The sequence below is a fragment of the Micromonospora acroterricola genome, assembly GCF_003172955.1.
Lineage (GTDB): Bacteria > Actinomycetota > Actinomycetes > Mycobacteriales > Micromonosporaceae > Micromonospora > Micromonospora acroterricola.
Window position 1 is genome coordinate 1 of the sequence record NZ_QGKR01000199.1, and the last position, 22,178, is coordinate 22,178.

The following is a 22,178-nucleotide window of genomic DNA, read 5'->3' on the forward strand; positions in this document are numbered from 1 at the left end:
GGGCGGTGGCGGGTCGCCGAGCAGTTCGGCGGCGAGCGCGGCGGTGGCCGGGTCCAACGCCGGGGCGGCCAGTGCCAGGTGGGCCAGGGACACGGCGATCGGGACCGGCCGGGCCCGGGCCACCGCCGCCGCGTCGGCCAGCCGCTCGCCCACCACCCGGGCCACGTCCGACCGCACCGCCGGATCCACCCAGGCGGCGGTGACCAGGGCGAACAACGCCGCCTCGGTGACCCAGTCCTCCACACCCCAGACCAGGTCCAGCAGCACCCGCCGGCGGGTCGAGGCCTCCCACGGCTCGTCGGTGCGGTGGTGCAGCAGCCCCAGGCAGGCCCACACCTGCACGCCGCGTACCCAGACCGACGGGTCCTGCGCGGCCAGTAGCCGGCCCAGCGCGTTGGCCGGCGCCGCCGGCGGATGCACCAGCAGCCCGAGCAGGTCGGCCACGTCCAGGCCGGCCAGTCCCACCGCCGCGTCGTAGGCCGCCGGTGGGTGCGGCCACGCCGGCTGGGCGACCTGCCCGATCCGCTCGACCGCCGTGGTCGAGGGCGCCGGCAGCGCGGGCGTCGGGACGCTGTCCGCGTAGTGCCACAGCTGTTGGGTGGACGCCCGCCGGGGCTGGCGCGGGTCCGGCTCCGGCGTGCCGGCCACCTCGATCCGCAGGCCCGGCGCCACCGACGTAACCGTCCGTACCGCGCTCGGCGGGGCCGCCGCCGTCAGGCGTACGGCGTTGCCGACGCCGTTGTCGTCGTCGGCGACGGCCTGGCGCAGCGCGTCGACCAGCGGGCCGCCGGCCGGGGTCAGCTGGCCGAGCCAGGGCCGGCCCCGACAGCACTGGGCCAGGTCGCCGTGTTCGTGGCTGTCGTCCGGGTGGTCACGGACGAAGTCGGCGAGCGCGACCAGGTGGGTGAGGTCCCCGTCCCGCAGGTGCCGCAGGCGGTGGGCGGTGTGCACCGCGCAGTCGAACGACGGGTCCCGGGCCAGCGCGCGCTCGGTCCACTCCAGCGCCTCGTCCAGCCGGCCGGTCTCGGCCAGCGTGCCGGCGATGTCGGCGTAGATGGCCAGGTCGTCGGGGTCCAGCGCGACGGCCCGGCCGAGCGCCGCGAGGGCGTCGCGGGTGCGGCCGGCGCTGCGGTAGGCGTACCCGAGCCAGACCTCGCCCATCTTCGACGGCTGGGTCCGTACGCCGCGGGCGGCCCAGCGGATCGCCAGCGCGGTCTCGCCGAGCCGCCTGGCCAGCGCGGACGCCGCGCCCAGCAGCAGACCGTGCTGGGGGCGGACGGTGACCGCGTTGCGGGCCAGCGTGAGGTACGGCGCCAGCGCGCCCCGGCCGACGCGCGGCACCGGGTCGGGCAACGTGGCGCAGACCTGCATGAGGACCCGGGCGACGTGTTCCGGGTCGAGCCGCTCGGCCAGGTCGGGTGCGGTGACCCACGGCACGCCGGCCCATTCCGTGCCGGGGGCGTGGCCGGTCGCCGCGACCAGCAGTTCCAACCCTTCGGCGGGGCGGCCCGCGGCGGCCAGCAGGTGGGCGCGGGCGACGATCGCGCCGACGAAGGTGTGGTGGTTGATCGGGAAGAGGTCGAGGCCGCCGCCGCTGGCGGCGGCGAGCCGGGCCAGCGTCTCGTGCACCTCGGGCAGGGTCGGTGCCCGGGCCAGCGCGCCGGCGAGGTGGCCGGCGGCGTGGTGGAGGTCGCCCTCGTCCAGTGCCAGCCGGGCGAGGGCCAGCTCCTCCGTCGCGGAGAGCGCGGGGTCGTCCCTTCCCTCGGGCACGTCGTCCTCTCGTCGCAGCTGGACCGGGTGGAGCGGGGCAAGCCTAGTTGATATTGGGACGCTTCGGTGATCGGCTGCGCAGTGCTGCTCGTTCGATTGCTCAGATCAGATCAAAGGTGCAAGACTGATCAGGAAACGCGCGGCAATCGCGCAGGGGAGGAGTGTCCGTGGCACGTGCAGGGGCCGGAATGGCCGCCGACATCGAGGAGCAGCCGGACGGCTACGCCCGCCTGCTCTCCACCGCCAACGCCGGGGAGATCGCCCGGGTGGCGGCGGCCGTCGCCGAGCGCCGGCCACGGCACGTGGTCTTCACCGCCCGGGGCACCTCCGACCACGCGGCCCTCTACGGGGCGTACCTGGCCGAGATCCGGCTCGGGCTGCCCGCCGGGCTCGCCTCTCCGAGTGCGGTCACCCTGTTCGGCGCCCGCCCCGACCTGTCCGAAGCGCTGGTCGTCGGGGTCAGCCAGAGCGGCGGCTCGCCCGACCTGGCCGAGGTGCTGCGCGCCGCGCGGGCCTCCGGCGCGCTGACCCTCGCGGTGACGAACGCCCCGGAGTCCCCGCTGGTCGAGGTGGCCGAGCTGAGCGTCGACATCGCGGCCGGGCACGAGCGGGCGGTGGCTGCCACCAAGACGTACACCGCCGAGCTGCTCGCCCTGCTGATGCTGGTCGAGGGGATCCGGGCCGGCGACGGCGTGCTCCCGACGGCCGAGCGGGAGGCGCTCGCCGCGCTGCCCGAGCTGGCCGCCCGCACACTGGCCGACGGCACCCCGGCCCAGCTCGCCCCCCGCTACCGCTTCGCCCGCCAACTGGTCACCACCGGCCGCGGGTACGCCTACCCGACCGCCCGGGAGGCCGCGCTGAAGCTGATGGAGACCTCGTACCTGCCGGCGCTCGCCTTCTCCGGCGCCGACCTGCTGCACGGCCCGCTCGCGATGACCGACCCGGAGGTGCCGGTGCTCGCCGTGGTCGGCTCCGGCCCGGGTGGCCGGTCGATGGGGGAGGTGCTGCCCCGCCTCGGCGAACGCCGCGCCGACGTCGTGGTGGTCGGCTCCGCCGACGTGCCGGGCGCCACCCGGCTCGCCGTTCCCGAGGTCGACGAGCGGTACGCGCCGCTGCTGGACATCCTGCCGTTGCAGCGGCTGGCGCTGGCGTTGGCGCTGACCCGCGGCGAGGATCCGGACGCGCCGCGCGGGCTGAAGAAGGTCACCGCGACGATGTGAGTCGCGGCGTGGCACCCTGGTCACCGTGTCCACGCTGCGCGACCTCGCCGAGGAGCACACCCATCTCCGTCGAGCCGACATCGACCACCTGCACCGGATCGCCGGCGACTGGCAACTGCTCTCCGATCTGTCCTTCGCCGACCTGCTGCTCTGGGTGCCGGTCGACGCGGACGGCACGTTCCTCTGCGTCGCCCAGGTCCGCCCGACGACCGCGCCGACCGCGTACCAGGACGACCAGGTCGGGCGGATCGTCGGCGGGCCGGAGGTGGCCCACCTGGGGGTGGCGTACTCCCAGGGCCGGATCTGGCGGGAGGGCGACCCGGTCTGGTACGGCGACGTGCCGGCCCGGCACGAGGCGATCCCGGTCCGGCTGCGTACCGCCGAGGGGGAGGCCGGCGAGGTGGTCGCCGTGGTCGGCCGCGACACCAACCTCTCCACCGCGCGTACCCCCAGCCAGCTGGAGCTCAACTACCTGACGACCGCCGACGACCTGGCCCAGATGATCGCCGATGGCACCTTCCCGCCGCCCCGGCACCCGGGCGAGACCACCTCCGCGCCCCGGGTCGGCGACGGCCTGGTCCGGCTGGACGCCGGCGGCAAGGTCACCTACGCCAGCCCGAACGCGCAGTCCGCGTACCGCCGGTTGGGCTACGCCTCCCACCTGGTGGGGGAGGATCTGGCCGCGCTGCACCGCCGGCTGGCCGGCGACCCGCTGGACGGCACCGAGGCGGCGAACGGCATCCTGGCCGCGCTGCGCGGCGAGGCGCCGCCCCGGCGGGAGATCGACGCGCGTGGGGCCACGATGCTCACCCGGGCGCTGCCGCTGATGCCCGCCGGGGTGCCGATCGGCGCGCTGGTGCTGGTCCGGGACATCACCGAGGTCCGCCGCCGGGACCGGGCACTGATCACCAAGGACGCCACCATCCGGGAGATCCACCACCGGGTGAAGAACAACCTCCAGACGGTGGCCGCCCTGCTGCGGTTGCAGGCCCGCCGGGTGGCCATGCCGGAGGCCCGGGTCGCCCTGGAGGAGTCCGTCCGCCGGGTCGCCTCGATCGCCCTGGTGCACGAGACGCTCTCCATGTCCAGCGACGAGGCGGTCGAGTTCGACGGCATCGTCGACCGGGTGGCGAGCGCGGCGACCGAGGTCGCGGCGACCGAGGTGAGCGTCGGCATGCGCCGGCAGGGCAGCTTCGGGGTGCTGCCGGCGGAGATCGCCACCTCGCTGGTGATGGTCCTCAACGAGTTGCTGCTCAATGCCGTCGAGCACGGCTTCCCGCCAACGGACGAGACGGACGAGACGGAAACCCCGCCCGTGCCCGCCGCCGACGTGGTGCCCGGGGCTGACGGCTCCGCTCGGCCCGAGGTGGTCGTCTCGGCGCACCGGTTCCGCAAGATGCTGCACGTCTCGGTGGCGGACAACGGACGCGGGCTGCCGCCCGACTTCGACGCCGAACGCGGCAGCAGGCTCGGCCTCCAGATCGTCCGGGCCCTGGTCACCGGAGAGCTGCGCGGCACCATCGAGCTGCGGGCCGGTGCCAACGGCGGCACCGAGGCGGTGCTGGTCGTCCCGCTGGCGCGCAGCGCGCCCGACGGCCGTTCGCAGCCCTGACCTGCCTGCGGCTCCCGCTGGCGTCGGGTGTTCCGCGCCCGGGCGGGTCGGCTCCGGACGCGAGGTGCCCGGACGAGCGTGATACCTCTGAGTCATATTGATGCCTCTGCGGTATCAGGCTCACCAAGGTGGGTGACCCGACGCGCCGGCAGCCGGCGTCCCCGCCCAGCGGGGGTCAGCGGCCCGGGCGGCTGGTGAGCAGGGCGACGGTCAGGCCGGAGCGCTGCCAGACCCGTGCGACGGTGAAGTCCGCGCGCAGCGCTTCGCCCTTGGCGCCGGGCACGGTGGCCAGCGGCTCGGCGTGCCGCCCGGCGACGACCAGCCACACCCGTGGGATGCCGGCCAGGCACCGGGCCGGTCGCGGGCACTCGGCGGCCCACAGATCGCCCCGGCGGACCTCGTCCTCGGTGACCAGGACGTCCCGTGGCGGGTCGCCGAGGTGGTACTGGACGCCCAGATCGAGAAAGAGCCAGCTCTCCCGGGGCGAGTAGACCACGGCGTCCCCCGGTCGGTGCCCGTCGGCGATCACCCGGGCGGCGCCCGCGTAGTCCACCGGGGCGGTGCGCGGCCACTCGTGGGTCCGCCGCAGCGCCGCCTGGTCCGGCAGGCCGAGCAGCCCGGCGAGGACCACCACGGCCAGCGCGGCCGGCGCGGCCACCCCGGCCAGCGCCGCGCCGGCCAGCAGGCAGGCGAAGGGCACCACGAAGACCAGGTACCGGGGTACCCACAGCGGCACGACCGTGCCGGCGGTGAAGAGCAGCAGTACGGGCAGCAGCACCGCGCTCCCCGGCAGCAGGGCCCGTCGCCCGAGGCGGGCCGCGCCCAGCGCGGCGATCCCGACCAGCAGCCCACCGACCACGGAACTCTGGGCCACTCCACCGGGCAGCGCGCTCAGGTCGTCCAGGCGGGCCGACGCGACCCAGTCCAGCTGTCGGGAACGCTGTGTGCCGGCCTCCAGCACCAGTGGGGCCACCAGCAGCGCGGCCGGCACCACCGCCACCACCCACCGCCACACCCGCCGATCCGGCCGGTCCGCCTCGCCGGCCGCCGACCCGGCCACCCCGGCTGCGGCGGGGCCCCGCCACCAGGCGACCAGCACCACCAGCGCGTGCGCGGCGAGCACAGTGAGCGCGATCAGATGGGTGAGCCCGAGCGCGGCCACGGCGGCGGCGTAACCCGTCCAGCGGGCCCAGCCCGGCCGGCGCAACGCGGTCACCAGCAGCAGGGTGGCGAGCACCGTGAGCATGGTGGCGAGGGCGTACGGGCGGGCCTCCTGCCCGTAGCGGGAGGTGCCGGGCAGCAGCGCGAAGAGAAGCCCGGCGAACAGACCGGTACGCCGGTCGACGAGCTGAGCCCCGAGCACGGCGAGCAGCCCGGCGGCGACGGTCATCGCCAGCGCGGCCGGCGCGCGCAGCGCCACCGTGGAGTCACCGGCGACCGCGAGCCAGCCGTGCATCAGCAGGTAGTACGGCCCGGTGGCGGCGTCGATGGTGCCGGCCAGCCGGGCCAGGTCGCCGGGAGAGCGGGTGGCGGCGCTCCAGGTCGCCAGTTCGTCACGCCAGAGCTGGGCCGAGCCCAGCCCGGCGCCGGTGACCACCAGGGTCAGCAGCGCCGGGGAAAGCCAGACCGGGACGCGGCGCCACCGCGTCCGCGCCGCCCCGCTCGATTCGGACAACGGGCCCACGATGTGAGCCTGCCACGGCAGACCCGGGTCGCGGGCCGAGCCGGTCGGAGGTGGTCAGCGCCAGGCGGGCATCACCTCGTTGGGGCGCTGCAGGTCAGCTGGTGGGCTAGCCCTCGGCCCGTGATGTGGGATGCCGCACGTGGACATTGGCCGGGCCCCTTGCGGTGTGGCAGCATGAGCCCATGACCGCCGCTGTCGTCCGCCGCTTCGTGGCTCGTCGCCACGTCGATTACGGCCGCGTGCGCAGCGCGATCTGTCCGGCCAACTGACGACGCCCGACCCATCTGTCTCGGGCGCGCTCCGCGCCGGCTGTCTCCGACACCGTTGTCTCGCCCGCTCTCGGCGGGCCGGCCGCCGCGCCCCGCGCCCGCCCCGAGGCACCCCAGACAACGGAGGACGCCGCGATGGCGGTCAGCAGCATCCCGGCCCGTTCCGAGGAACCGACGGCCCGCCCCACCCGGGCGCCGCGCCGGCCGCGGGGTGAGGGTCAGTGGGCGCTCGGCCACCGCGAGCCCCTCAACCCCAACGAGCGGATCAAGAAGGACGACGACCCGCTCAACGTCCGGGCCCGGATCGAGAACATCTACGCGCACGGCGGCTTCGCCTCCATCGACCCGCAGGACCTGCGGGGCCGGTTCCGCTGGTGGGGCCTCTACACGCAGCGTAAGGCGGGCATCGACGGCGGGCGCACGGCCGTGCTGGAGCCGCACGAGCTGGAGGACGAGTTCTTCATGCTCCGGGTCCGCATCGACGGCGGTCAGCTCAGCCTGGCTCAGCTGCGGGTGATCGCGGACATCTCGCGGGAGTTCGCCCGGGACACTGCCGACATCACCGACCGGCAGAACATCCAGTACCACTGGATCCGGGTCGAGGACATGCCGGAGATCTGGCGCCGGCTGGAGTCGGTCGGCCTCCAGACCACCGAGGCGTGCGGCGACTGCCCCCGGATCGTGCTCGGCAGCCCGGTCGCCGGGGTGGCCCGCGACGAGGTGCTCGACCCGACGCCGGCGCTGGACGAGATCGTGGCCCGGTACGTCGGGGACAAGCGGTTCTCCAACCTGCCCCGCAAGTTCAAGACGTCGATCTCCTGGCTGGTGGACACCCCGTACGAATCGAACGACATCGCCTTCCTCGGCGTCGACCACCCCGAGCACGGCCCCGGTTTCGACGTCTGGGTCGGTGGCGGTCTCGCCACCAACCCGATGCTGGCCCAGCGACTCGGCGCCTGGGTGCCGCTGGCCGAGGTGCCCGACGTGTGGGCCGGCGTGGTCGGGATCTTCCGCGACTACGGCTACCGGCGGCTGCGCAACCGGGCCCGGCTGAAGTTCCTGGTGGCCGACTGGGGCGTGGAGCGCTTCCGCGAGGTCCTGGAGAAGGAGTACCTGGGCCGGACGCTGCTCGACGGCCCGGCGCCGGAGCTGCCGGCGAAGCCGATCGATCACGTGGGCGTGCACGAGCAGGCCGACGGGCGGCACTACGTCGGTGCCGCCCCGGTGGTCGGGCGGGTGTCCGGCGGGCAGCTCGCCCAACTGGCCGACGTGGTCGAGGCGCATGGCAGCGACCGGGTGCGGCTCACCCCGTACCAGAAGCTGCTGGTGCTCGACGTGCCGTCGGAGCGGACCGAATCGCTGGTGGACGCGCTGCGGGGGATCGGCCTGGAGGCCCGGCCGTCGGCCTGGCGGCGCGGCACCATGGCGTGCACCGGGCTCGAGTACTGCAAGCTGGCCATCGTCGAGACGAAGGCCCGCGGCGAGGAGCTGGTGGCCCGGCTGGAGCAGCGGCTGCGCGACTTCGACGCGGACATCTCGATCCACATCAACGGCTGCCCGAACGCCTGCGCCCGCACGCAGGTGGCCGACATCGGGCTCAAGGGCCAGCTCGTGGTCGGCCCGGACGGCCGGCACGTCGAGGGCTTCCAGGTGCACCTGGGCGGTGGCCTGGGCATGGCGCGGGGGCAGACCGCCGGCTTCGGGCGCAAGCTGCGCGGCCTCAAGACCACCGCCGACGAGCTTCCCGAGTACGTGGAACGACTGGCCCGCCGCTACCTGGCCGGCCGGAGCGAGGGCGAGACGTTCGCCAACTGGGTGATCAGAGTCGACGAGGAGGAACTGCGATGAGCAGCGAGAACCGAGCGGCACCTCTGTACTGCCCGTACTGCGGCGAGGAGGACCTGCGGCCGCACGAGGCGGGGCACGGCGCGTGGGAGTGCCACGCCTGCGCCCGGGTCTTCTCGGTGAAGTTCACCGGGCTGCTGTCCCGGGCGGTGATCCGATGAGCCTCGTCTCCGCCGCCGGTCTGGGCCTGGTCGGTCCGGGCGGCCCGACGCCGGCCGATCCGGCCCGGCGCAGCCCGGACGAGCTGCGGGCGCTGGCCGAGCAGGCGGGTCGGGAGCTGGAGGGCGCCCCGGCGTTGGAGATCGCCCGCTGGGCGGCGCAGACCTTCGGCGACCGGTTCTGCGTCACCAGCTCGATGGCCGACGCCGTGCTGGCCCACCTGGTGTCCCGGGTCGCTCCGGGGGTCGACGTGGTCTTCCTCGACACCGGCCTGCACTTTCCGGAGACGCTCCGGGTGCGCGACGAGGTGGCGCGGACACTGCCGGTGAACGTCCGGTCGATCCGGCCCCGGCTCACCGTCGGCCAGCAGGACGGCCAGTACGGTCCCCGGCTGTTCAACAAGTCGCCGGACGACTGCTGCCAGCTGCGCAAGGTGGAGCCGCTGGAGCGGGCGTTGACCGGGTACGACGCGTGGGCCGCGGGCCTGCGTCGGGACGAGTCGCCGACCCGGGCCAACACGCCGGTGGTGACCTTCGACGCGCGGCGCGGCAAGGTAAAGGTCAACCCGATCGCTGCCTGGTCGCAGAGCGACGTGGACGCCTACATCGCCCGGTGGAACGTGCCGGTCAACGAGCTGTTCAAGCAGGGGTACGGCTCGATCGGCTGCTGGCCGTGCACCCGTCGGACCAAGGCGGGCGAGGACGCGCGCGCCGGCCGGTGGGCCATGTTCGAGAAGACCGAGTGCGGGCTGCACGTCTGACCTCGCCGTCGATCACCCCGACCGGCCGTGGTGCGGCCGGCGGGGCGGATCCGGTGGTGCTGGTCGCCCACGGCAGTCGTGATCCACGCGCGGCCGAGGCCACCCGGGCACTGGCCCGGGCGGTGTCGGCGGCGCGACCCGGAACCCCGGTGTGGGCGAGCTGGCTGGACCACACCGAGCCCGGGCCGACCGAGGTGCTGCGCGAGCTGGCCGTGGCGGGGCACCGCCGCGCGGTGCTGGTGCCGCTGCTGCTGACCGCCGCGTACCACCATCGGGTGGACATCCCGGCGGCGGTCGCCGCCGCGACGCAGGCCGGGCCTCCGCTGGACGTACGGGTGACCGACGTGCTCGGCCCGGCGGACGGGACGGTGGATCCGGCGCTGCTGGCCGGTCTGCGTCGCCGGCTCGGTGAGTCGGAGCCGGGTCGGTTCGACGCGCTGGTGCTGGCTGCGGCGGGCACCCGGGACGCCCGGGCGCGCGGCTCGGTGGGTCGGGCGGCCGACGCCCTCGGCGCGGAGTTCGGGGTGCCCTGCCGCGTGTCGTACGCCTCGGCGGCTCCGCCGACGACCGGTGCCGCGGTGACTCGGCTGCGGTCAGCGGGCGCCCGCCGGGTGGCCGTCTCCGCGTACTTCCTGGCGCCGGGCCTGTTTCACGACGCGGTGACCGAGGCGGCTCGGGCGGCCGGCGCGGTGGCGGTGGCCGCCCCGCTGACCGACGCGCCGGAGCTGGCCGAGCTGGTGCTGCGCCGGGTTGATGAACGGTCCGGCCGATGTGCCCTGGCGCCGGCGGTGTGACCGACGTCGCCCACCGCCAATGCGCAAAGTGCGGAACAACGGGTATCCGTGGCGCGTGGAAAAGACGGCGTGGGTTGTGCGGTGCCCCGGAATTGGAAAGCGGAACGCCCCGGCGGGCGGACCCGCCGGGGCGTACAGATGTGTCGTGGGATCAGGCGGAGTGAGCGCGCAGCACTCGGAGACCACCGCGACGCTTGACAGCGCGCCGCTCCTCCTCGCTCATTCCGCCCCAGACGCCGGCGTCCTGGCCCGACTCGAGCGCCCACTGCAGGCACTGGTCGGTCACGGAGCAGCGCCGGCAGACGGCCTTGGCCTGCTCGACCTGCAGGAGAGCCGGTCCGGACGTCCCAATCGGGAAGAACAGCTCCGGGTCCTCGTCGCGGCAGACAGCATGGTGACGCCAGTCCATGGCGGCAACACTCCTCATTCTGGATGGGTGGCAGTTTATTGCTTGTAGTGCTTTTCCTATATGCATCCGCAATGCCGACGGTGACAGTTCGCGTCCGTCCATTCGGCAGTGCGTGAGCAGGCTGTTAGTCCCGGGGACCTGCTGGAACAGCTCAACCTGACGAGCATATCCAGGCAATGTCCCGGTAACTCAAGTTCGCTTGTGAATACTTTCACGAACGCTCGCGATGTCAAGGGTGACGCTCGGAAAAACTCCGGGCGGTGAGCAAGCCCACAACCCATTTGTCCGGGTTCCAGTGCCTTCCTGGTTACCCGCCGTGCCACAGTCGAGGATCAATATAGTACAGTCCCAGTGACATTGCTGACATTTCCGGCACCTGCCCCTCGGTGTGGCGGCGACCGCGTCGACCCGGTTGTGGCGGCCGCTCGACCTAGGGCAGTACCCGAGACCTAGCAGATTACTCTGAGTGCGGCGGGAATGGATGTGAATCTGACTTTCTCCCGCTCGCCAAGATAGTCGCCGTCCAGCTGGAACGCCTGCGGACGGCTGGAGAGCAGGGTGAACTCCGCCGTGTCATGGAGTCGTAACACCTGCCGGCCACGCGGATCCGGCCGCCGGGACAGGAACTGCGTCACTGTCCGTGTTGTGCTCGCCACCCGTAGCTGACGCAACGCGAGGACGTCCAGCCCGAGGTCGAACGACGCCTCCGGGTTCGGGTTGATCTCCCGATCGCCCAGGTACGTCCACGGCGCCGTGTTCTGGATGATGGCGGTGGCCAGACCTTCCTCCGCCGGTTCACCCGGGCGCTCCAGCGTGATCGCCGGATGCCGACGGTCGGAGGCGAGGAAGTACTGGTTCATGATCGAACGCAGGTAGAGCCCCGGAGTGGAGACACGCCCCCGGCGGCGTGCCTGCTCCACCCGGTGGATCACCGCGGCGTCCAGGCCGAACCCGGCGCAGAAGGTGAAGTAGCGGTCGTCCGCGCGGCCCAGCCCGATCGTCCGGTGCCGGCCCAGGCGCAGCCCTTCGAGGATCATGCTGGTCCCCTCCGGCCACTCCCGCGGCAGACCCAGCGCGCGGGCGAACACGTTGGTCGAGCCACCCGGAACGGTCGCCAGCGCGGGCAGCCGCTCGGCCAACGTCGCGCCGTCGGCGCCGGCGGGCGGCTCGGCCGTCATGAGGCCGTTCACCACCTCGTTCACCGTGCCGTCACCACCCAGGGTGACGACCAGGTCGACCCCCTCCGCGGCGGCCTCCCGCGCCAGCGCCATGGCGTGCCCGCGCCGGCGGGTGTAGCGCACGCTGAGGTCGACTTCGCTGCGCAGCGCCCGGACAAGCACGTCCCGGCTGCGTTCGCTGGTGGTGGTGGCCTTCGGATTGACCACCAGGACGGCCCGCATGGGCGGCACTGTACCTTCCGGTAGCCCGGGTATCGTGGCGCGCGTGACCATCGACTCGGCCCCGATTCCCGTCACGCTCCGCTGGGCGGTCCGGCTGCTGTGGGCGGAGGCGGCCGCTGTCGGCCTGATCGCCGCCTGGCTGGTCTGGGCCGATCTCACCGCCGCCACCACCGACCTCACGTCGGCGTTGCTGGTGACCGCGTTCGCCGTCGGGGCGGCGGTCGCGCTCTGGGCGCTGGGCCGCGCGCTGCTGCGCCGTCAGGCGGGCGCGCGCGCCCCCGCGATCGTGCTCCAGCTGATGCTGCTGCCGATCGGGTGGTTCATGATCCAGGGTGGTCTGGGCTGGCTCGGCGTGCCGCTGATGGCCCTCGGCCTGGGCGTCGCCTGGCTGCTGGTCAGCCCTCCGACGACCAGGGCGCTCGGCTTCCAGTGACCACGCCGCGCGGCTGACCGCCAGGCGGGCCGGTCAGTAGCCGCCGGAGCGGCGGGTGAGCAGCGAGATCGTCGCCCGGCCGTCGGCGGCCGAGGCGGACGCCGACGTGGTCAGCGCGGTGAGCACCTTCCAGGCGAACGACGACTCGGCGGGCAGCGTGGCGCCGCGCACGGTCGGCACGGTCACCTCGACGGTCAGCGCGTCCTCCGTGACCGAGAACCGGCACTCCAGCTCCGCGTCACGGGTGGCGATGGCCAGCAGCATGGCGCACGCCTCGTCGACCGCGATCCGCAGATCCTCGATCTCGTCGAGCGCGAACTGCAACCGGGCCGCGAGACCGGCGGTGGCGGTGCGGAGCACGCCGAGGTAACCGCCGTCGGCGGGCACCGTGAGGTGCACCACGTCGTCGTCGGTCGTTGGCTGGCCGGTCAGTTGAGTCACGCCTCATCCCCCCGGTCGGGGACTCTACCCGGTCAGTCGCCCGGACGCGTACCGGCGGCGGTGGCCTGGCGGGCCAGGTCGCGCAACGCGTCGCCGCTGAGCCGGTAGGGGACCCACTCACTCATCTGCTCGGCGCCGATCGAGGCGTAGAACCCTGCCGCCGGGTTCCAGTCGATCATCCACCACTCCAGCCGTCGGTAGCCGCGCCGGACGCAGATGTCGGCCAGCGTGGCGAGCAGCAGCCGCCCCGCCCCGGTGCCCCGGGAGGCCGGCCGGACGTAGAGATCCTCCAGGTAGACGCCGTGCACGCCGGCCCAGGTGGAGAAGTTGAGGAACCACAGCGCGAAGCCGTTCGGCTCGTCGTGCTCGTCCACCGCGACGTGGCCGAACAGCGCCGGTGCGGGGCTGAAGAGCGCCGCGGTCAGCTGCTCGGTGGTGAGGTGGCACTGGTCGGGAGCGCGTTCGTACTCCGCCAGCTCGTGCACCATGGCGACGACGGCCGGCACATCCTCGGGACGTGCCGGCCGGATCGTCGGAGTGACGGGTGAGGTCACGCCTTCTTGGTCTCCCAGAAGATCTTCGAGATGTCGTCGATCTTCTGCAGCAGCTTGTCGGCGGTGGCCGGGTCCAGGCTGCCCTTGACGCCGCCGGAACCCGCCAGCTTGGTCGCCTCGTTGAACAGCTGGTGCAGCTGCGGGTACTTCTCAAAGTGGGTGGCCTTGAAGTAGTCGGTCCAGAGCACCCAGAGGTGGTGCTTGGCCAGCTCGGCGCGCTGCTCCTTGATGATGATCGCCCGGGTACGGAACTCCGGGTCGGTGTTCGCCTGGTACTTCTCGCAGATCATTTTGACCGACTCGGCCTCGATCCGGGCCTGGGCCGGGTCGTAGACGCCGCACGGCAGGTCGCAGTGAGCGCTCGCGGTGACGCGGGGCGCAAGGATGCGCGGAAGTCGCATCGGGATCCTCCATGGGAAGTTTGCGATGATCAAAGGCGACATTACTCCTGGGAGTGCTCCCCGAACCGGGTGGAGGTGAAACCAGTGTCGGCCGATCACCCGCCTGAGGCGCCCCCACTGCGGGGGCCGCTGACCGCTGTCCTGGTGACCGGTCCGTCCATGGCGCCGACGCTGCGGCACGGCGACGCGGTGCTGGTCCGCCGGGGCGGGCGTCCGATCCGCCCCGGTGACGTGGTGGTCGCGGTGTTCCGGACCCGCCCCGACCTGCTGGTCGTGAAGCGCGCGGTCCGTCCACAGGACGGCGGCTGGTGGCTGCGCGGGGACAACGACCTGGTCACCGACGACTCCCGGGCGTACGGGGTGGCCGATGTGCGGGGGAGGGTGCTGGCCCGCTACTGGCCGCGCCCCGGACGTGTCCCACGCCGACCGTTATGACCCTGCTCACACCCGAGCGGCAGTGTCGACACTATGCTCGGAAAGTGCCCGGGTGACCCCCCGCACCGCGTGCCACCGCTCGCCGCCCACCTCGCGGCCGGGCCGGCCGCCCCGTCTGCTCGACAGATCCTGGAGTCACCGCCATGCCTTCGTCCACCGTGGACCCCGCTGATCCCGTCTTCCAGCTGCATCGCGGCGGCAAGATGGCCGTCACCTCGACGGTGCCGCTCACCAGCCGGGAGGACCTCTCCCTCGCGTACACCCCGGGGGTGGCCCGGGTGTGTGAGGCGATCGCCGCCGACCCCGCGCTGGCCGACGACTACACCTGGGTGTCGCACACCGTCGCGGTCGTCACCGACGGCTCGGCGGTGCTCGGGCTCGGCAACATCGGCCCGCGCGCCGCGCTGCCGGTGATGGAGGGCAAGGCGGTGCTGTTCAAGCAGTTCGCCGGGGTCGACGCGGTGCCCGTCTGTCTGGACACCCAGGACGTGGACGAGATCGTCGCGGTGGTGCGGGCGCTGGCCCCCTCGTTCGGCGGGATCAACCTGGAGGACATCAGCGCGCCGCGCTGCTTCGAGGTGGAGCGTCGGCTCGACGAGGCGCTGGACATCCCGGTCTTCCACGACGACCAGCACGGCACGGCGATCGTGGTGCTCGCCGCCCTGCGCAACGCGGCCACCCTGCTCAACCGCAAGCTCGGTGACCTGCGGGTCGCGGTGAGCGGCGCCGGCGCGGCCGGGGTGGCCGTGACGAAGATGCTGATCGCCGGGGGCGTCAACCCCGACCAGGTGGTGGTCTGCGACTCCAAGGGCATCATCGGCCGGCACCGCACCGAGCTGACCGGCACCAAGGCCGAGCTGGCCGCGAGCACCAACGCCGACGGTCGCCACGGCGACATCACCGAGGCGCTGCGCGGCGCCGACGTGCTGATCGGCGTCTCCGGTGGGCAGATCCCGGAGGCCGCGGTCGCCGGCATGGCGCCCGGCGGGATCGTGTTCGCGCTGGCCAACCCGACCCCGGAGGTGCACCCCGAGGTCGCGGCCCGGCACGTCGCGGTGGTCGCCACCGGGCGTAGCGACTACCCCAACCAGATCAACAACGTGCTGGCCTTCCCCGGCGTGTTCCGCGGTGCGCTGGACGCCCGGGCCACCCGGATCACCGAGGGGATGAAGATCGCCGCCGCGGACGCCATCGCCGGGGTCGTGGCCGAGTCGCTGACCGCCGACGCGATCGTCCCGTCGCCACTGGACCCCCGGGTCGCCCCGGCCGTGGCCGAGGCGGTCGCCGAGGCGGCCCGCCGCGACGGCGTCGCCCGCCGCTGAGAAAGGCAGCCTGACGCCTGCCGAGAGGAACGGCCGCCCGGTGCATGGGCCGGTCCCCTTCTTAACGGGCGCTCAGCTTGTTACCGTGCCGATCATGCGTGCCGCCTTCGCCTCCCGCTTCGACGACGCCGATCCGCTCGCCGCGCTCTCCGTCGGTGAGCGGCCCGAGCCGACCCACCCGGCCGACGGCTGGGTGACCGTGCAGCTGCGGGCCACCTCGCTCAACCACCACGACCTCTGGTCACTACGGGGGGTGGGGCTCACCGAGGCCCAGCTGCCGATGATCCTCGGCTGTGACGCGGTCGGGGTGGACCCGCAGGGCAACGAGGTGGTCGTCTACCCGGTGGTCGTCACCCCGGGTGACCCGCGCGGCGTCTCCATCCTCTCGGAGTACTTCCCCGGCACCCTCGCCGAGCGGGTCGCCGTACCCCGGTCGAACCTTGTCCCGGTGCCCGACGGGATGGCGGCGACCGACGCTGCCTGCCTGCCCACGGCCTGGCTGACCGCCTGGCGGATGTTGACCACCAAGGGCCGCGTCGCGGACGCGGACAGCGTGCTGGTGCAGGGCGCGGGCGGCGGCGTGGCCACCGCGGCCGTCGCGCTCGCGGTCGCGATGGGCAAGCGGGTGTACGCGACCAGCCGCGACGCCAACAAGCGGGAGCGGATCAGCGCGCTCGGCGCCACTGCCCTCGAACCCGGCGCCCGGCTGCCCGAACGCGTCGACGTGGTGATCGAGACGGTCGGGGCGGCCACCTTCGACCACTCGCTGAAGTCGGCCGCGCCGATGGCCCGGATCGTGGTCTCCGGCGCCACCGCCGGGCACGAGCCGACCATCAACCTCCGTCGGGTCTTCGCCATGCAGCTGGAGATCCTCGGCACCTCGATGGGCACCCCCGGCGAGCTGTACGAGCTGCTGGCGTTCTGCGCCGACAGCAACGTGCGCCCGGTGGTGGACAGCGTGGTCCCGTTCAGCCGGGTCGAGGACGCCTTCGCCCGGCTCCAGTCGGGCGACGCCTTCGGCAAGGTCGTCATCGACCACACCGCCTGACTCGGCCTGCCCCGCGCTTCGCCGCGCGCCCTGCGGCAAGATCCGCACAACTTCAGGGAACGAGTGGTCTCCGGCGGCGCTGAGGCCACTCTTTCCCGGATGTTGCGCAGATCTTGAGGGGGCAGCGGCGCGGCGGTCAGAGGTGGTCGTCGAAGGTGGCGATGTCCCCGCGCGTGGCGTCGGTGGAGATGCGGCCCTTGGCCGCCGGGTCGCCGTAGAGCGTCCAGCGGAGGAACTCGACGGAGGTGTCCGAGACCACCCGCAGCGCCGCGCCGTCGCTGAGCAGCGTCCGCCCGTGGTCGCCCTTGGGCAGGCTCAGCATCGCCTTCGGCCAGGGCACCTTGTCGTACGCGGCCTTGCCCGCCGCGTACTCGACCACCTCGTCCAACTCGCCGTGCACGAACAGCTGCGGGGCGGTCGCGCCGGCGAACGCGGTGCCCACGCCGATCGCCGTGCCGGCGAACACCACGCCGGCGTCCAGCCGCTCGTCCCTGCCGGCGGTGAAGAGGCCGATCGTGGTCACCCCACCGGCCGAGTGCCCGGCGGCGGCCACCCGCTCGGCGTCCAGCCGGCCACGCAGCGGGTCGCCGGCCCTGCCGTCCAGCGCCAGCACCTGCGTCAGCGCGTACGACACGTCGGCCGGCTGGTTGAGCACGTCGAGGACGTTGCCGTCGGCACCCCGGGAGGTGTGCGGGAACGTCGGCGCGGCCACCACGAAGCCCGCCGCCGCCCATCGGGTCAGCAGGGTGGCGTAGTCGTCCGGCCGCCCACCCAGGCCGTGGCTGAACATCACCACGGGAAACCGGCCCTCCGCGGCCGTCGCCGACCGCTTGACCGCACCGCCGGCTTCCCCGGCCGCCGGATACCAGAGCGTCACCGGCAGCGCTCGGCCGTCCCGGGTCAGCTTCAGCTGGCGTACGCCGACCGGGAAGGCGCGCTGCGGCGCGGTGCCGGCGGGTACCCGCGGCGTCTCGGTGGCGGTGGGCGGCGGCTCGGCTGGCGGTGCCTGCCTGCTCTGGGCCGGGCGGGTTTCCGTGGAGCAGCCGACCAGGCTCCCCGTGAGCAGGGCGCTGGCCAGCAGCGCGGGGGCGACGCGACGCAACATGAATGCAATTGTGCCTCGTCCGGCGGGGCCGCCCGCCGGGGATCGACGTGGCGTGCCCACCCGATGACCCAGGGGAGTGCCAGCGTCGTGCGTCAGCGGGCCGGGCGGGACTCGTAGCGGGTCAGGGTGGGGGTGCCGGCGTCGGCGGGGAGGCGGGCGCCGGCCGCCTGGTCGTCGTAGAGGGCCCGGCGGAGGAAGTCGGTGGTGGTGGTGAGGACCGGGCCGAACCCCGGGTGGCCCGGGGTGAGGTAGGCGCCGTGGTCCTGGCCGAGGAGGCTGAGGAACGCGGCCGGCCCGGGCGTACGCCGGTAGGCGGCGCGGCCGACCGCGACCGGCACCACCGGGTCGGCGGTGCCGTGCACGAAGAGCAGGCGCGCGGCCGGGCCGGCGAAGCTGCCGGGCAGCCCGCCACCGGCGATCACGATCCCGGCGCGCAGCCGGGCCGGGTGCCCCTCGGTGAACATGCCGGCGGTGGTGAAGCCGCCCGCCGAGTGCCCGGCCGCGGCGATCGAGGTCAGGTCCAGGTGGCCCGCGAGCGGGTCGGCGGGATCGGCGTCGAGGCGGCGCAGGTGGCGGACCAGCCGCCAGCAGTCGGCCGGCTGGTTGCGGACGTCGGCCCGGGTGAACCCGGTGGCGCCGCGACGGGTGTGCGGGAACGCGGGCGCGGCCACCACGAAGCCGGCCGCCGCCCAGCGGGCGGTCAGCCCGGCGTGCAGCTCGGGGCGGCTGTCGAGGCCGTGGCTGTAGATGACCACCGGAAACCGCCCGGCGGCCGACGCCGGGTACCAGATGGTCACCGGCAGGGGGCGCGCCGAGCGCGGATCGAGGGTGAGCGTACGCACGCCGACGGTGTACGACCCCTCGGGCGCCCGGCGCGCCGACGGTGGCCCGTCCGGGGCGGCGGTGGACCCGTCCGCCACGGCGCTGGCCGGCGCGCAACCGGCCAGCAGTGCTGTCACCAGTACGGCGATCAGCCGCCCCGCCCCCATCGTTCCACGGTAGGTGCCCGGGTGTGCGCTGCCACCCCGCCGTCCGGCCCGGCTGTTCCCGCCACCCGGGTCGGGTCAGCTCCGCCGGCCGGGTCGACCCGGCCGGGCGGCGTGGGCGGGGGCGGTGCGTCGTGACCGGCTTCGCTAGGGTCACCGGCATGCCTGAGAACTACACCGACCCCAGCGGCAACACCGAGGCGTTCCGCGCCTTCACCCAGACGCCGGAGGCCGCCGGGCCTGCCAACGCGCCGTCCCGCACGCCGCTGATCATCGGCGCGGCGCTGGTCGTCGTGCTGCTGGTGGCCCTGGTCGGCTGGTTGGCGCTGGGCTGACGGCGGCCCGACCTCCTCAGCCGGCCTCGACCACGTCCAGGGCCTGCCGGGCGATCTCCCGTTCCTCGTCGGTGCGAACGACGCACACGGTCACCTCGGCGCCCTCGGGCGAGATCATCCGGTCGCCGTCGGCGGCGTTGCGGGCCGGGTCCACGGTGATGCCGAGCCGGTCCAGCCCGGCCAGCGCGGCGGCCCGCACCGGCGCGGCGTGCTCACCCACGCCAGCGGTGAAGGTGATCGCGTCGACCCGACCGAGGAGGGCGTAGTACGCCCCCACGTAGCCGGTGATCCGCCGGCAGTACACGTCGAAGGCCAGCTCGGCGGCCTGGTCCCCGGCCGCCCGCCGCTGGAGCACCTCGCGCATGTCGTTGGCGCCGGTCAGCCCGAGCAGCCCGCTGCGGTGGTTGAGCAGGTCGTCGATCTCGTCCACCGACAGCCCGCCCTCCCGGCGCAGGTGGAAGATCACCGTCGGGTCCAGGTCACCGCTGCGGGTGCCCATCACCAGCCCCTCCAGCGGGGACATGCCCATCGAGGTGGCGACGCTGCGGCCGTTCTCCACCGCGCAGGCGCTGGCCCCGTTGCCCAGGTGCAGGGTGATGGTGTTGAGCTGCTCGTACGGGCGGCCCAGCAGCTCGGCGGTGCGCCGGGAGACGTACGCGTGCGAGGTGCCGTGGAAGCCGTACCGGCGGACGGCGTACCGCTCGGCGGTGTCCCGGTCGATCGCGTAGGTCGCGGCGGCCTCCGGCAGGGTGTGGTGGAACGCGGTGTCGAAGACGGCGACCTGCGGGACGTCCGGCAGCGCCGCGCGGGCCACCTCCATGCCGGCCAGGTTGGCGGGGTTGTGCAGCGGGGCGAGCGGGACGAGGTCCCGGATCGCGGCGAGCACCGCGTCGTCGATCAGGACCGGCGTGCTGAACCTCCGGCCGCCGTGCACCACCCGGTGCCCGACCGCTGTCAGCCCACCCAGGTCCAGCCCGGACAGGATCTGCCGGACGGCGCCGGCGTGGTCCGCCGGACCGCCACCCGGCTCACCGACCCGCTCGACGGTGCCCTGGTCGAGTACCCGGTCACCGTCGTAGCGGCGCCACTTCACCGATGACGACCCGCAGTTGAGCACCAGCACCCGACTCACGAGGCCTCCTCGGTGGCCGCCTGGATGGCGGTGATCGCCACCGTGTTGACGATGTCCGGCACCGTGGCGCCCCGGGACAGGTCGTTCACCGGCCGGCGCAGGCCCTGCATCACCGGGCCGACGGCGACCGCCCCGGCGGAGCGCTGCACCGCCTTGTACGTGTTGTTGCCCGTGTTCAGGTCCGGGAAGATGAAGACCGTGGCCCGCCCGGCGACGGAGCTGCCCGGCAGTTTGGTCGCCGCCACGGCCGGGTCGATGGCCGCGTCGTACTGGATCGGCCCCTCGACCAGCAGGTCGGGCCGGCGCTCGCGCACCAGCGCGGTGGCCGCGGCGACCTTCTCCACGTCCTCGCCGGCGCCGGAGCTGCCGGTGGAGTACGACAGCATGGCCACCCGGGGCTCGATGCCGAACCGGGCGGCGGTGCCGGCGGACGAGATCGCGATGTCGGCGAGCTGGGCGGCGTCCGGGTCGCGGTTGACGGCGCAGTCGCCGTACACCAGCACACGGTCGGCGAGCAGCATGAAGAAGACGCTGGAGGCCACCGAGACCTCCGGCACGGTGCGGATGATCTCGAACGCGGGCCGGATGGTGGCGGCCGTGGTGTGCGTGGCCCCCGAGACCATGCCGTCGGCCCGACCGGTGGCCACCATCAGGGTGCCGAAGTAGTTGGGCTGCGCGACGATGTCGTGCGCCAGCTCGGCGGTGACGCCCCGGTGGGCGCGGAGCCGGGCGTACTCGACCGCGAAGTCGTCCCGCCACTCGCTGGTGACCGGGTCCACCACGTGCGCGTCGCCGAGGTCGATGCCCAGCTCGCGGCTCCGGCGGGCGATGTCGTCCGGCCGGCTCAGCAGGGTCAGTTCGACCACGCCCCGGCGGAGCAGGATCTCCGCCGCACGCAGGATGCGCTCGTCGGCGCCCTCCGGCAGCACCAGGTGCCGGCGCTGCGACCGGGCACGGTCGATCAGCTCGTTCTCGAACATCAGGGGAGTGACCCGGGCCGACCGGCTGACCCGCAACCGGCGGGCCAGGTCGTCGGTGTCCACGCAACGCTCGAACGCGCCGAGCGCCGCCTCCACCTTGCGGGGGTTGGCCGCGCTGGGCCGCCCCTCGATCCGGCTGGACGCGGCCACCGTGTCGTAGCTGTCGCTGCGCACGGAGAGCACCGCCAACCCGGTGTTCAGCCCCTCCACGAGCCGCATCGCCCGGGGGTCGGGCTGCTCGCCGAGGGTCAGCACCAGCCCGGCCACCGACACCTGCCCGGCCACGTGCGCGGCACTGGCCGCGACGATCAGGTCGGCACGGTCCCCGGGGGTGATCACCAGGGCGCCCTCGGTGAGGCGGCCCAGCAGGGTCGGCACGTGCGCGGCGCCGACGACGAAGTCGAGCACGTCCCGGCCGAGCGCGGCGTCGTCCCCGGACAGCAGGGTGGCGCCGAGCGCCGCCGCCACCTCGGCCACCGTCGGCGCCGACACGGTCGGCACCTCCGGGATGGCGTACGCGGGCACCGGCAGCTCCGGCAGGGCCATCGGCCCGGGCACCCGGTTGGCGATCACCGCGAGCACGGTCGCGCCCAGATCGGCCAGATCGTGGTACGCCCCGCGCACCGCCGCCGCGACAGCCGCCGGCTCCTGCCCGAAGCCGTCCACCACCGGCACCACCACGCTGCCGAACTCGGTGGCCAGCCGGGCGTTGAAGGCCAGCTCCCGGGGGTGGGCCGGATCGCCCGGGTCGTCGAAGTCGCTGCCCACCACGACCACCGCGGGGCACTGCCGTTCCACCGCCCGGTACCGCTCGACGACGGCGGAGATCAACTCTTCGCGTCGGCCGTCCGCGACCATCGCGGCGGCGTCGGCATAGGTCGCACCGGCCAGCTCGGCCAGCGGCAGCTCCACCCGGTAGCGCTCGCTGAGCAGGGCGAGGATCGGGTCCGGGCCGTTGTCGGCGACCAGCGGCCGGAACACGCCGATCCGCCCGACCTGGCGGGACAGCAACTCGGCCAGCCCGAGCGCGATGGTGGACTTGCCCCCGCCCGACCCCACACTCGTCAGATACACACTCCTGGCC

General features: G+C 73.9%; 22 protein-coding genes. 11 read left to right on the forward strand and 11 right to left on the reverse strand.

Annotation, left to right across the window (positions count from 1 at the left end):
• Window positions 1-1,770: tetratricopeptide repeat protein (locus DKT68_RS15865; protein ID WP_109818186.1), on the reverse strand; the 1,770-nt coding region annotated here is incomplete at its 3' end.
• 188 nt (window positions 1,771-1,958) lie between these two features.
• On the opposite strand from DKT68_RS15865, the gene DKT68_RS15870 reads away from it, so the two are divergent.
• Together DKT68_RS15870 and DKT68_RS15875 are read left to right on the forward strand one after the other, a co-directional pair.
• A complete protein-coding gene (locus tag DKT68_RS15870; RefSeq protein ID WP_109818187.1) occupies window positions 1,959-2,990 on the forward strand; it encodes an SIS domain-containing protein in 1,032 nt (343 codons plus the stop codon).
• 25 nt (window positions 2,991-3,015) lie between these two features.
• Window positions 3,016-4,602 (forward strand): sensor histidine kinase, encoded by a 1,587-nt coding sequence (locus tag DKT68_RS15875; RefSeq protein ID WP_109818188.1) that lies wholly within the window; start codon window positions 3,016-3,018, stop codon window positions 4,600-4,602.
• A 175-nt stretch (window positions 4,603-4,777) separates the two neighbouring features.
• Here the strand turns inward: DKT68_RS15875 and DKT68_RS15880 are convergent, their stop codons facing one another.
• The gene (locus DKT68_RS15880; protein ID WP_109818189.1) at window positions 4,778-6,286 is read right to left on the reverse strand and encodes a glycosyltransferase family 39 protein; all 1,509 of its coding nucleotides are present in this window, start codon (window positions 6,284-6,286) and stop codon (window positions 4,778-4,780) included.
• 404 nt (window positions 6,287-6,690) lie between these two features.
• Here DKT68_RS15880 and DKT68_RS15885 point away from each other — a divergent pair, with 404 nt between their 5' ends.
• Genes DKT68_RS15885 through DKT68_RS15895 form a run of 4 tightly spaced genes read left to right on the forward strand, consistent with a single transcriptional unit; the run spans window position 6,691 to window position 10,113 of the window.
• On the forward strand, window positions 6,691-8,403 hold the full coding sequence (locus tag DKT68_RS15885) for a nitrite/sulfite reductase (protein WP_109818190.1): 1,713 nt from the start codon (window positions 6,691-6,693) through the stop codon (window positions 8,401-8,403).
• Entirely contained in the window at window positions 8,400-8,561 is a 162-nt protein-coding gene (locus DKT68_RS31480) for a hypothetical protein (RefSeq protein ID WP_201749057.1), read from the forward strand. The genes DKT68_RS15885 and DKT68_RS31480 overlap by 4 nt, the downstream gene beginning before the upstream one ends.
• On the forward strand, window positions 8,558-9,319 hold the full coding sequence (locus DKT68_RS15890; protein ID WP_109818191.1) for a phosphoadenylyl-sulfate reductase: 762 nt from the start codon (window positions 8,558-8,560) through the stop codon (window positions 9,317-9,319). The genes DKT68_RS31480 and DKT68_RS15890 overlap by 4 nt, the downstream gene beginning before the upstream one ends.
• The gene (locus tag DKT68_RS15895) at window positions 9,301-10,113 is read left to right on the forward strand and encodes a sirohydrochlorin chelatase (RefSeq protein WP_407940748.1); all 813 of its coding nucleotides are present in this window, start codon (window positions 9,301-9,303) and stop codon (window positions 10,111-10,113) included. Before DKT68_RS15890 ends, DKT68_RS15895 begins: the two co-directional genes overlap by 19 nt.
• A gap of 151 nt (window positions 10,114-10,264) precedes the next feature.
• Here DKT68_RS15895 and DKT68_RS15900 read toward each other — a convergent pair whose 3' ends face one another.
• Both DKT68_RS15900 and DKT68_RS15905 read right to left on the reverse strand, forming a co-directional pair.
• A complete protein-coding gene (locus DKT68_RS15900) occupies window positions 10,265-10,522 on the reverse strand; it encodes a WhiB family transcriptional regulator (RefSeq protein ID WP_007072794.1) in 258 nt (85 codons plus the stop codon).
• A 449-nt stretch (window positions 10,523-10,971) separates the two neighbouring features.
• Entirely contained in the window at window positions 10,972-11,922 is a 951-nt protein-coding gene (locus tag DKT68_RS15905) for a diacylglycerol/lipid kinase family protein (protein ID WP_109818192.1), read from the reverse strand.
• Between the two features lie 43 nt (window positions 11,923-11,965).
• Between DKT68_RS15905 and DKT68_RS15910 the strand changes: the two genes are divergently transcribed.
• Window positions 11,966-12,355: a hypothetical protein gene (locus tag DKT68_RS15910; protein WP_109818193.1), complete on the forward strand. Its 390-nt coding sequence runs from the start codon at window positions 11,966-11,968 to the stop codon at window positions 12,353-12,355.
• Window positions 12,356-12,388: 33 nt separating this feature from the next.
• Here the strand turns inward: DKT68_RS15910 and DKT68_RS15915 are convergent, their stop codons facing one another.
• Genes DKT68_RS15915 through sodN form a run of 3 tightly spaced genes read right to left on the reverse strand, consistent with a single transcriptional unit; the run spans window position 12,389 to window position 13,751 of the window.
• Complete coding sequence (locus DKT68_RS15915; RefSeq protein ID WP_109818194.1) at window positions 12,389-12,796, reverse strand: ATP-binding protein; 408 nt, start codon at window positions 12,794-12,796, stop codon at window positions 12,389-12,391.
• A 32-nt stretch (window positions 12,797-12,828) separates the two neighbouring features.
• Complete coding sequence (locus tag DKT68_RS15920) at window positions 12,829-13,350, reverse strand: GNAT family N-acetyltransferase (RefSeq protein ID WP_109818195.1); 522 nt, start codon at window positions 13,348-13,350, stop codon at window positions 12,829-12,831.
• Window positions 13,347-13,751 carry a superoxide dismutase, Ni gene (gene sodN / locus DKT68_RS15925; protein ID WP_109818196.1) on the reverse strand — a complete coding sequence of 135 codons (405 nt, stop codon included), beginning with the start codon at window positions 13,749-13,751 and terminating at the stop codon, window positions 13,347-13,349. The genes DKT68_RS15920 and sodN overlap by 4 nt, the downstream gene beginning before the upstream one ends.
• Window positions 13,752-13,835: 84 nt before the next feature.
• Here sodN and DKT68_RS15930 point away from each other — a divergent pair, with 84 nt between their 5' ends.
• The 3 genes from DKT68_RS15930 to DKT68_RS15940 all read left to right on the forward strand — a co-directional run bounded on the left by DKT68_RS15930 (window position 13,836) and on the right by DKT68_RS15940 (window position 16,556).
• Entirely contained in the window at window positions 13,836-14,186 is a 351-nt protein-coding gene (locus tag DKT68_RS15930) for a S24/S26 family peptidase (RefSeq protein WP_109818197.1), read from the forward strand.
• Between the two features lie 143 nt (window positions 14,187-14,329).
• Window positions 14,330-15,508, forward strand: coding sequence for an NAD(P)-dependent malic enzyme (locus tag DKT68_RS15935; RefSeq protein ID WP_109818198.1), 1,179 nt, complete (start codon window positions 14,330-14,332; stop codon window positions 15,506-15,508).
• 85 nt (window positions 15,509-15,593) lie between these two features.
• The gene (locus tag DKT68_RS15940) at window positions 15,594-16,556 is read left to right on the forward strand and encodes a zinc-binding dehydrogenase (RefSeq protein ID WP_109818199.1); all 963 of its coding nucleotides are present in this window, start codon (window positions 15,594-15,596) and stop codon (window positions 16,554-16,556) included.
• A gap of 136 nt (window positions 16,557-16,692) precedes the next feature.
• On the opposite strand, the gene DKT68_RS15945 is transcribed toward DKT68_RS15940, so the two are convergent.
• Window positions 16,693-17,661 (reverse strand): alpha/beta hydrolase family protein, encoded by a 969-nt coding sequence (locus tag DKT68_RS15945; protein ID WP_236646918.1) that lies wholly within the window; start codon window positions 17,659-17,661, stop codon window positions 16,693-16,695.
• A gap of 92 nt (window positions 17,662-17,753) precedes the next feature.
• The gene (locus tag DKT68_RS15950; RefSeq protein WP_109818200.1) at window positions 17,754-18,650 is read right to left on the reverse strand and encodes an alpha/beta hydrolase family protein; all 897 of its coding nucleotides are present in this window, start codon (window positions 18,648-18,650) and stop codon (window positions 17,754-17,756) included.
• A gap of 158 nt (window positions 18,651-18,808) precedes the next feature.
• Here DKT68_RS15950 and DKT68_RS31485 point away from each other — a divergent pair, with 158 nt between their 5' ends.
• Window positions 18,809-18,982, forward strand: coding sequence for a hypothetical protein (locus tag DKT68_RS31485; protein WP_201749058.1), 174 nt, complete (start codon window positions 18,809-18,811; stop codon window positions 18,980-18,982).
• Between the two features lie 16 nt (window positions 18,983-18,998).
• On the opposite strand, the gene DKT68_RS15960 is transcribed toward DKT68_RS31485, so the two are convergent.
• Window positions 18,999-20,114, reverse strand: coding sequence for an acetate/propionate family kinase (locus DKT68_RS15960; protein WP_109818202.1), 1,116 nt, complete (start codon window positions 20,112-20,114; stop codon window positions 18,999-19,001).
• Window positions 20,111-22,178 (reverse strand): phosphate acetyltransferase (gene pta / locus DKT68_RS15965; RefSeq protein ID WP_236646919.1); only part of this gene is annotated, 2,068 nt, incomplete at its 5' end. The genes pta and DKT68_RS15960, both read right to left, overlap by 4 nt.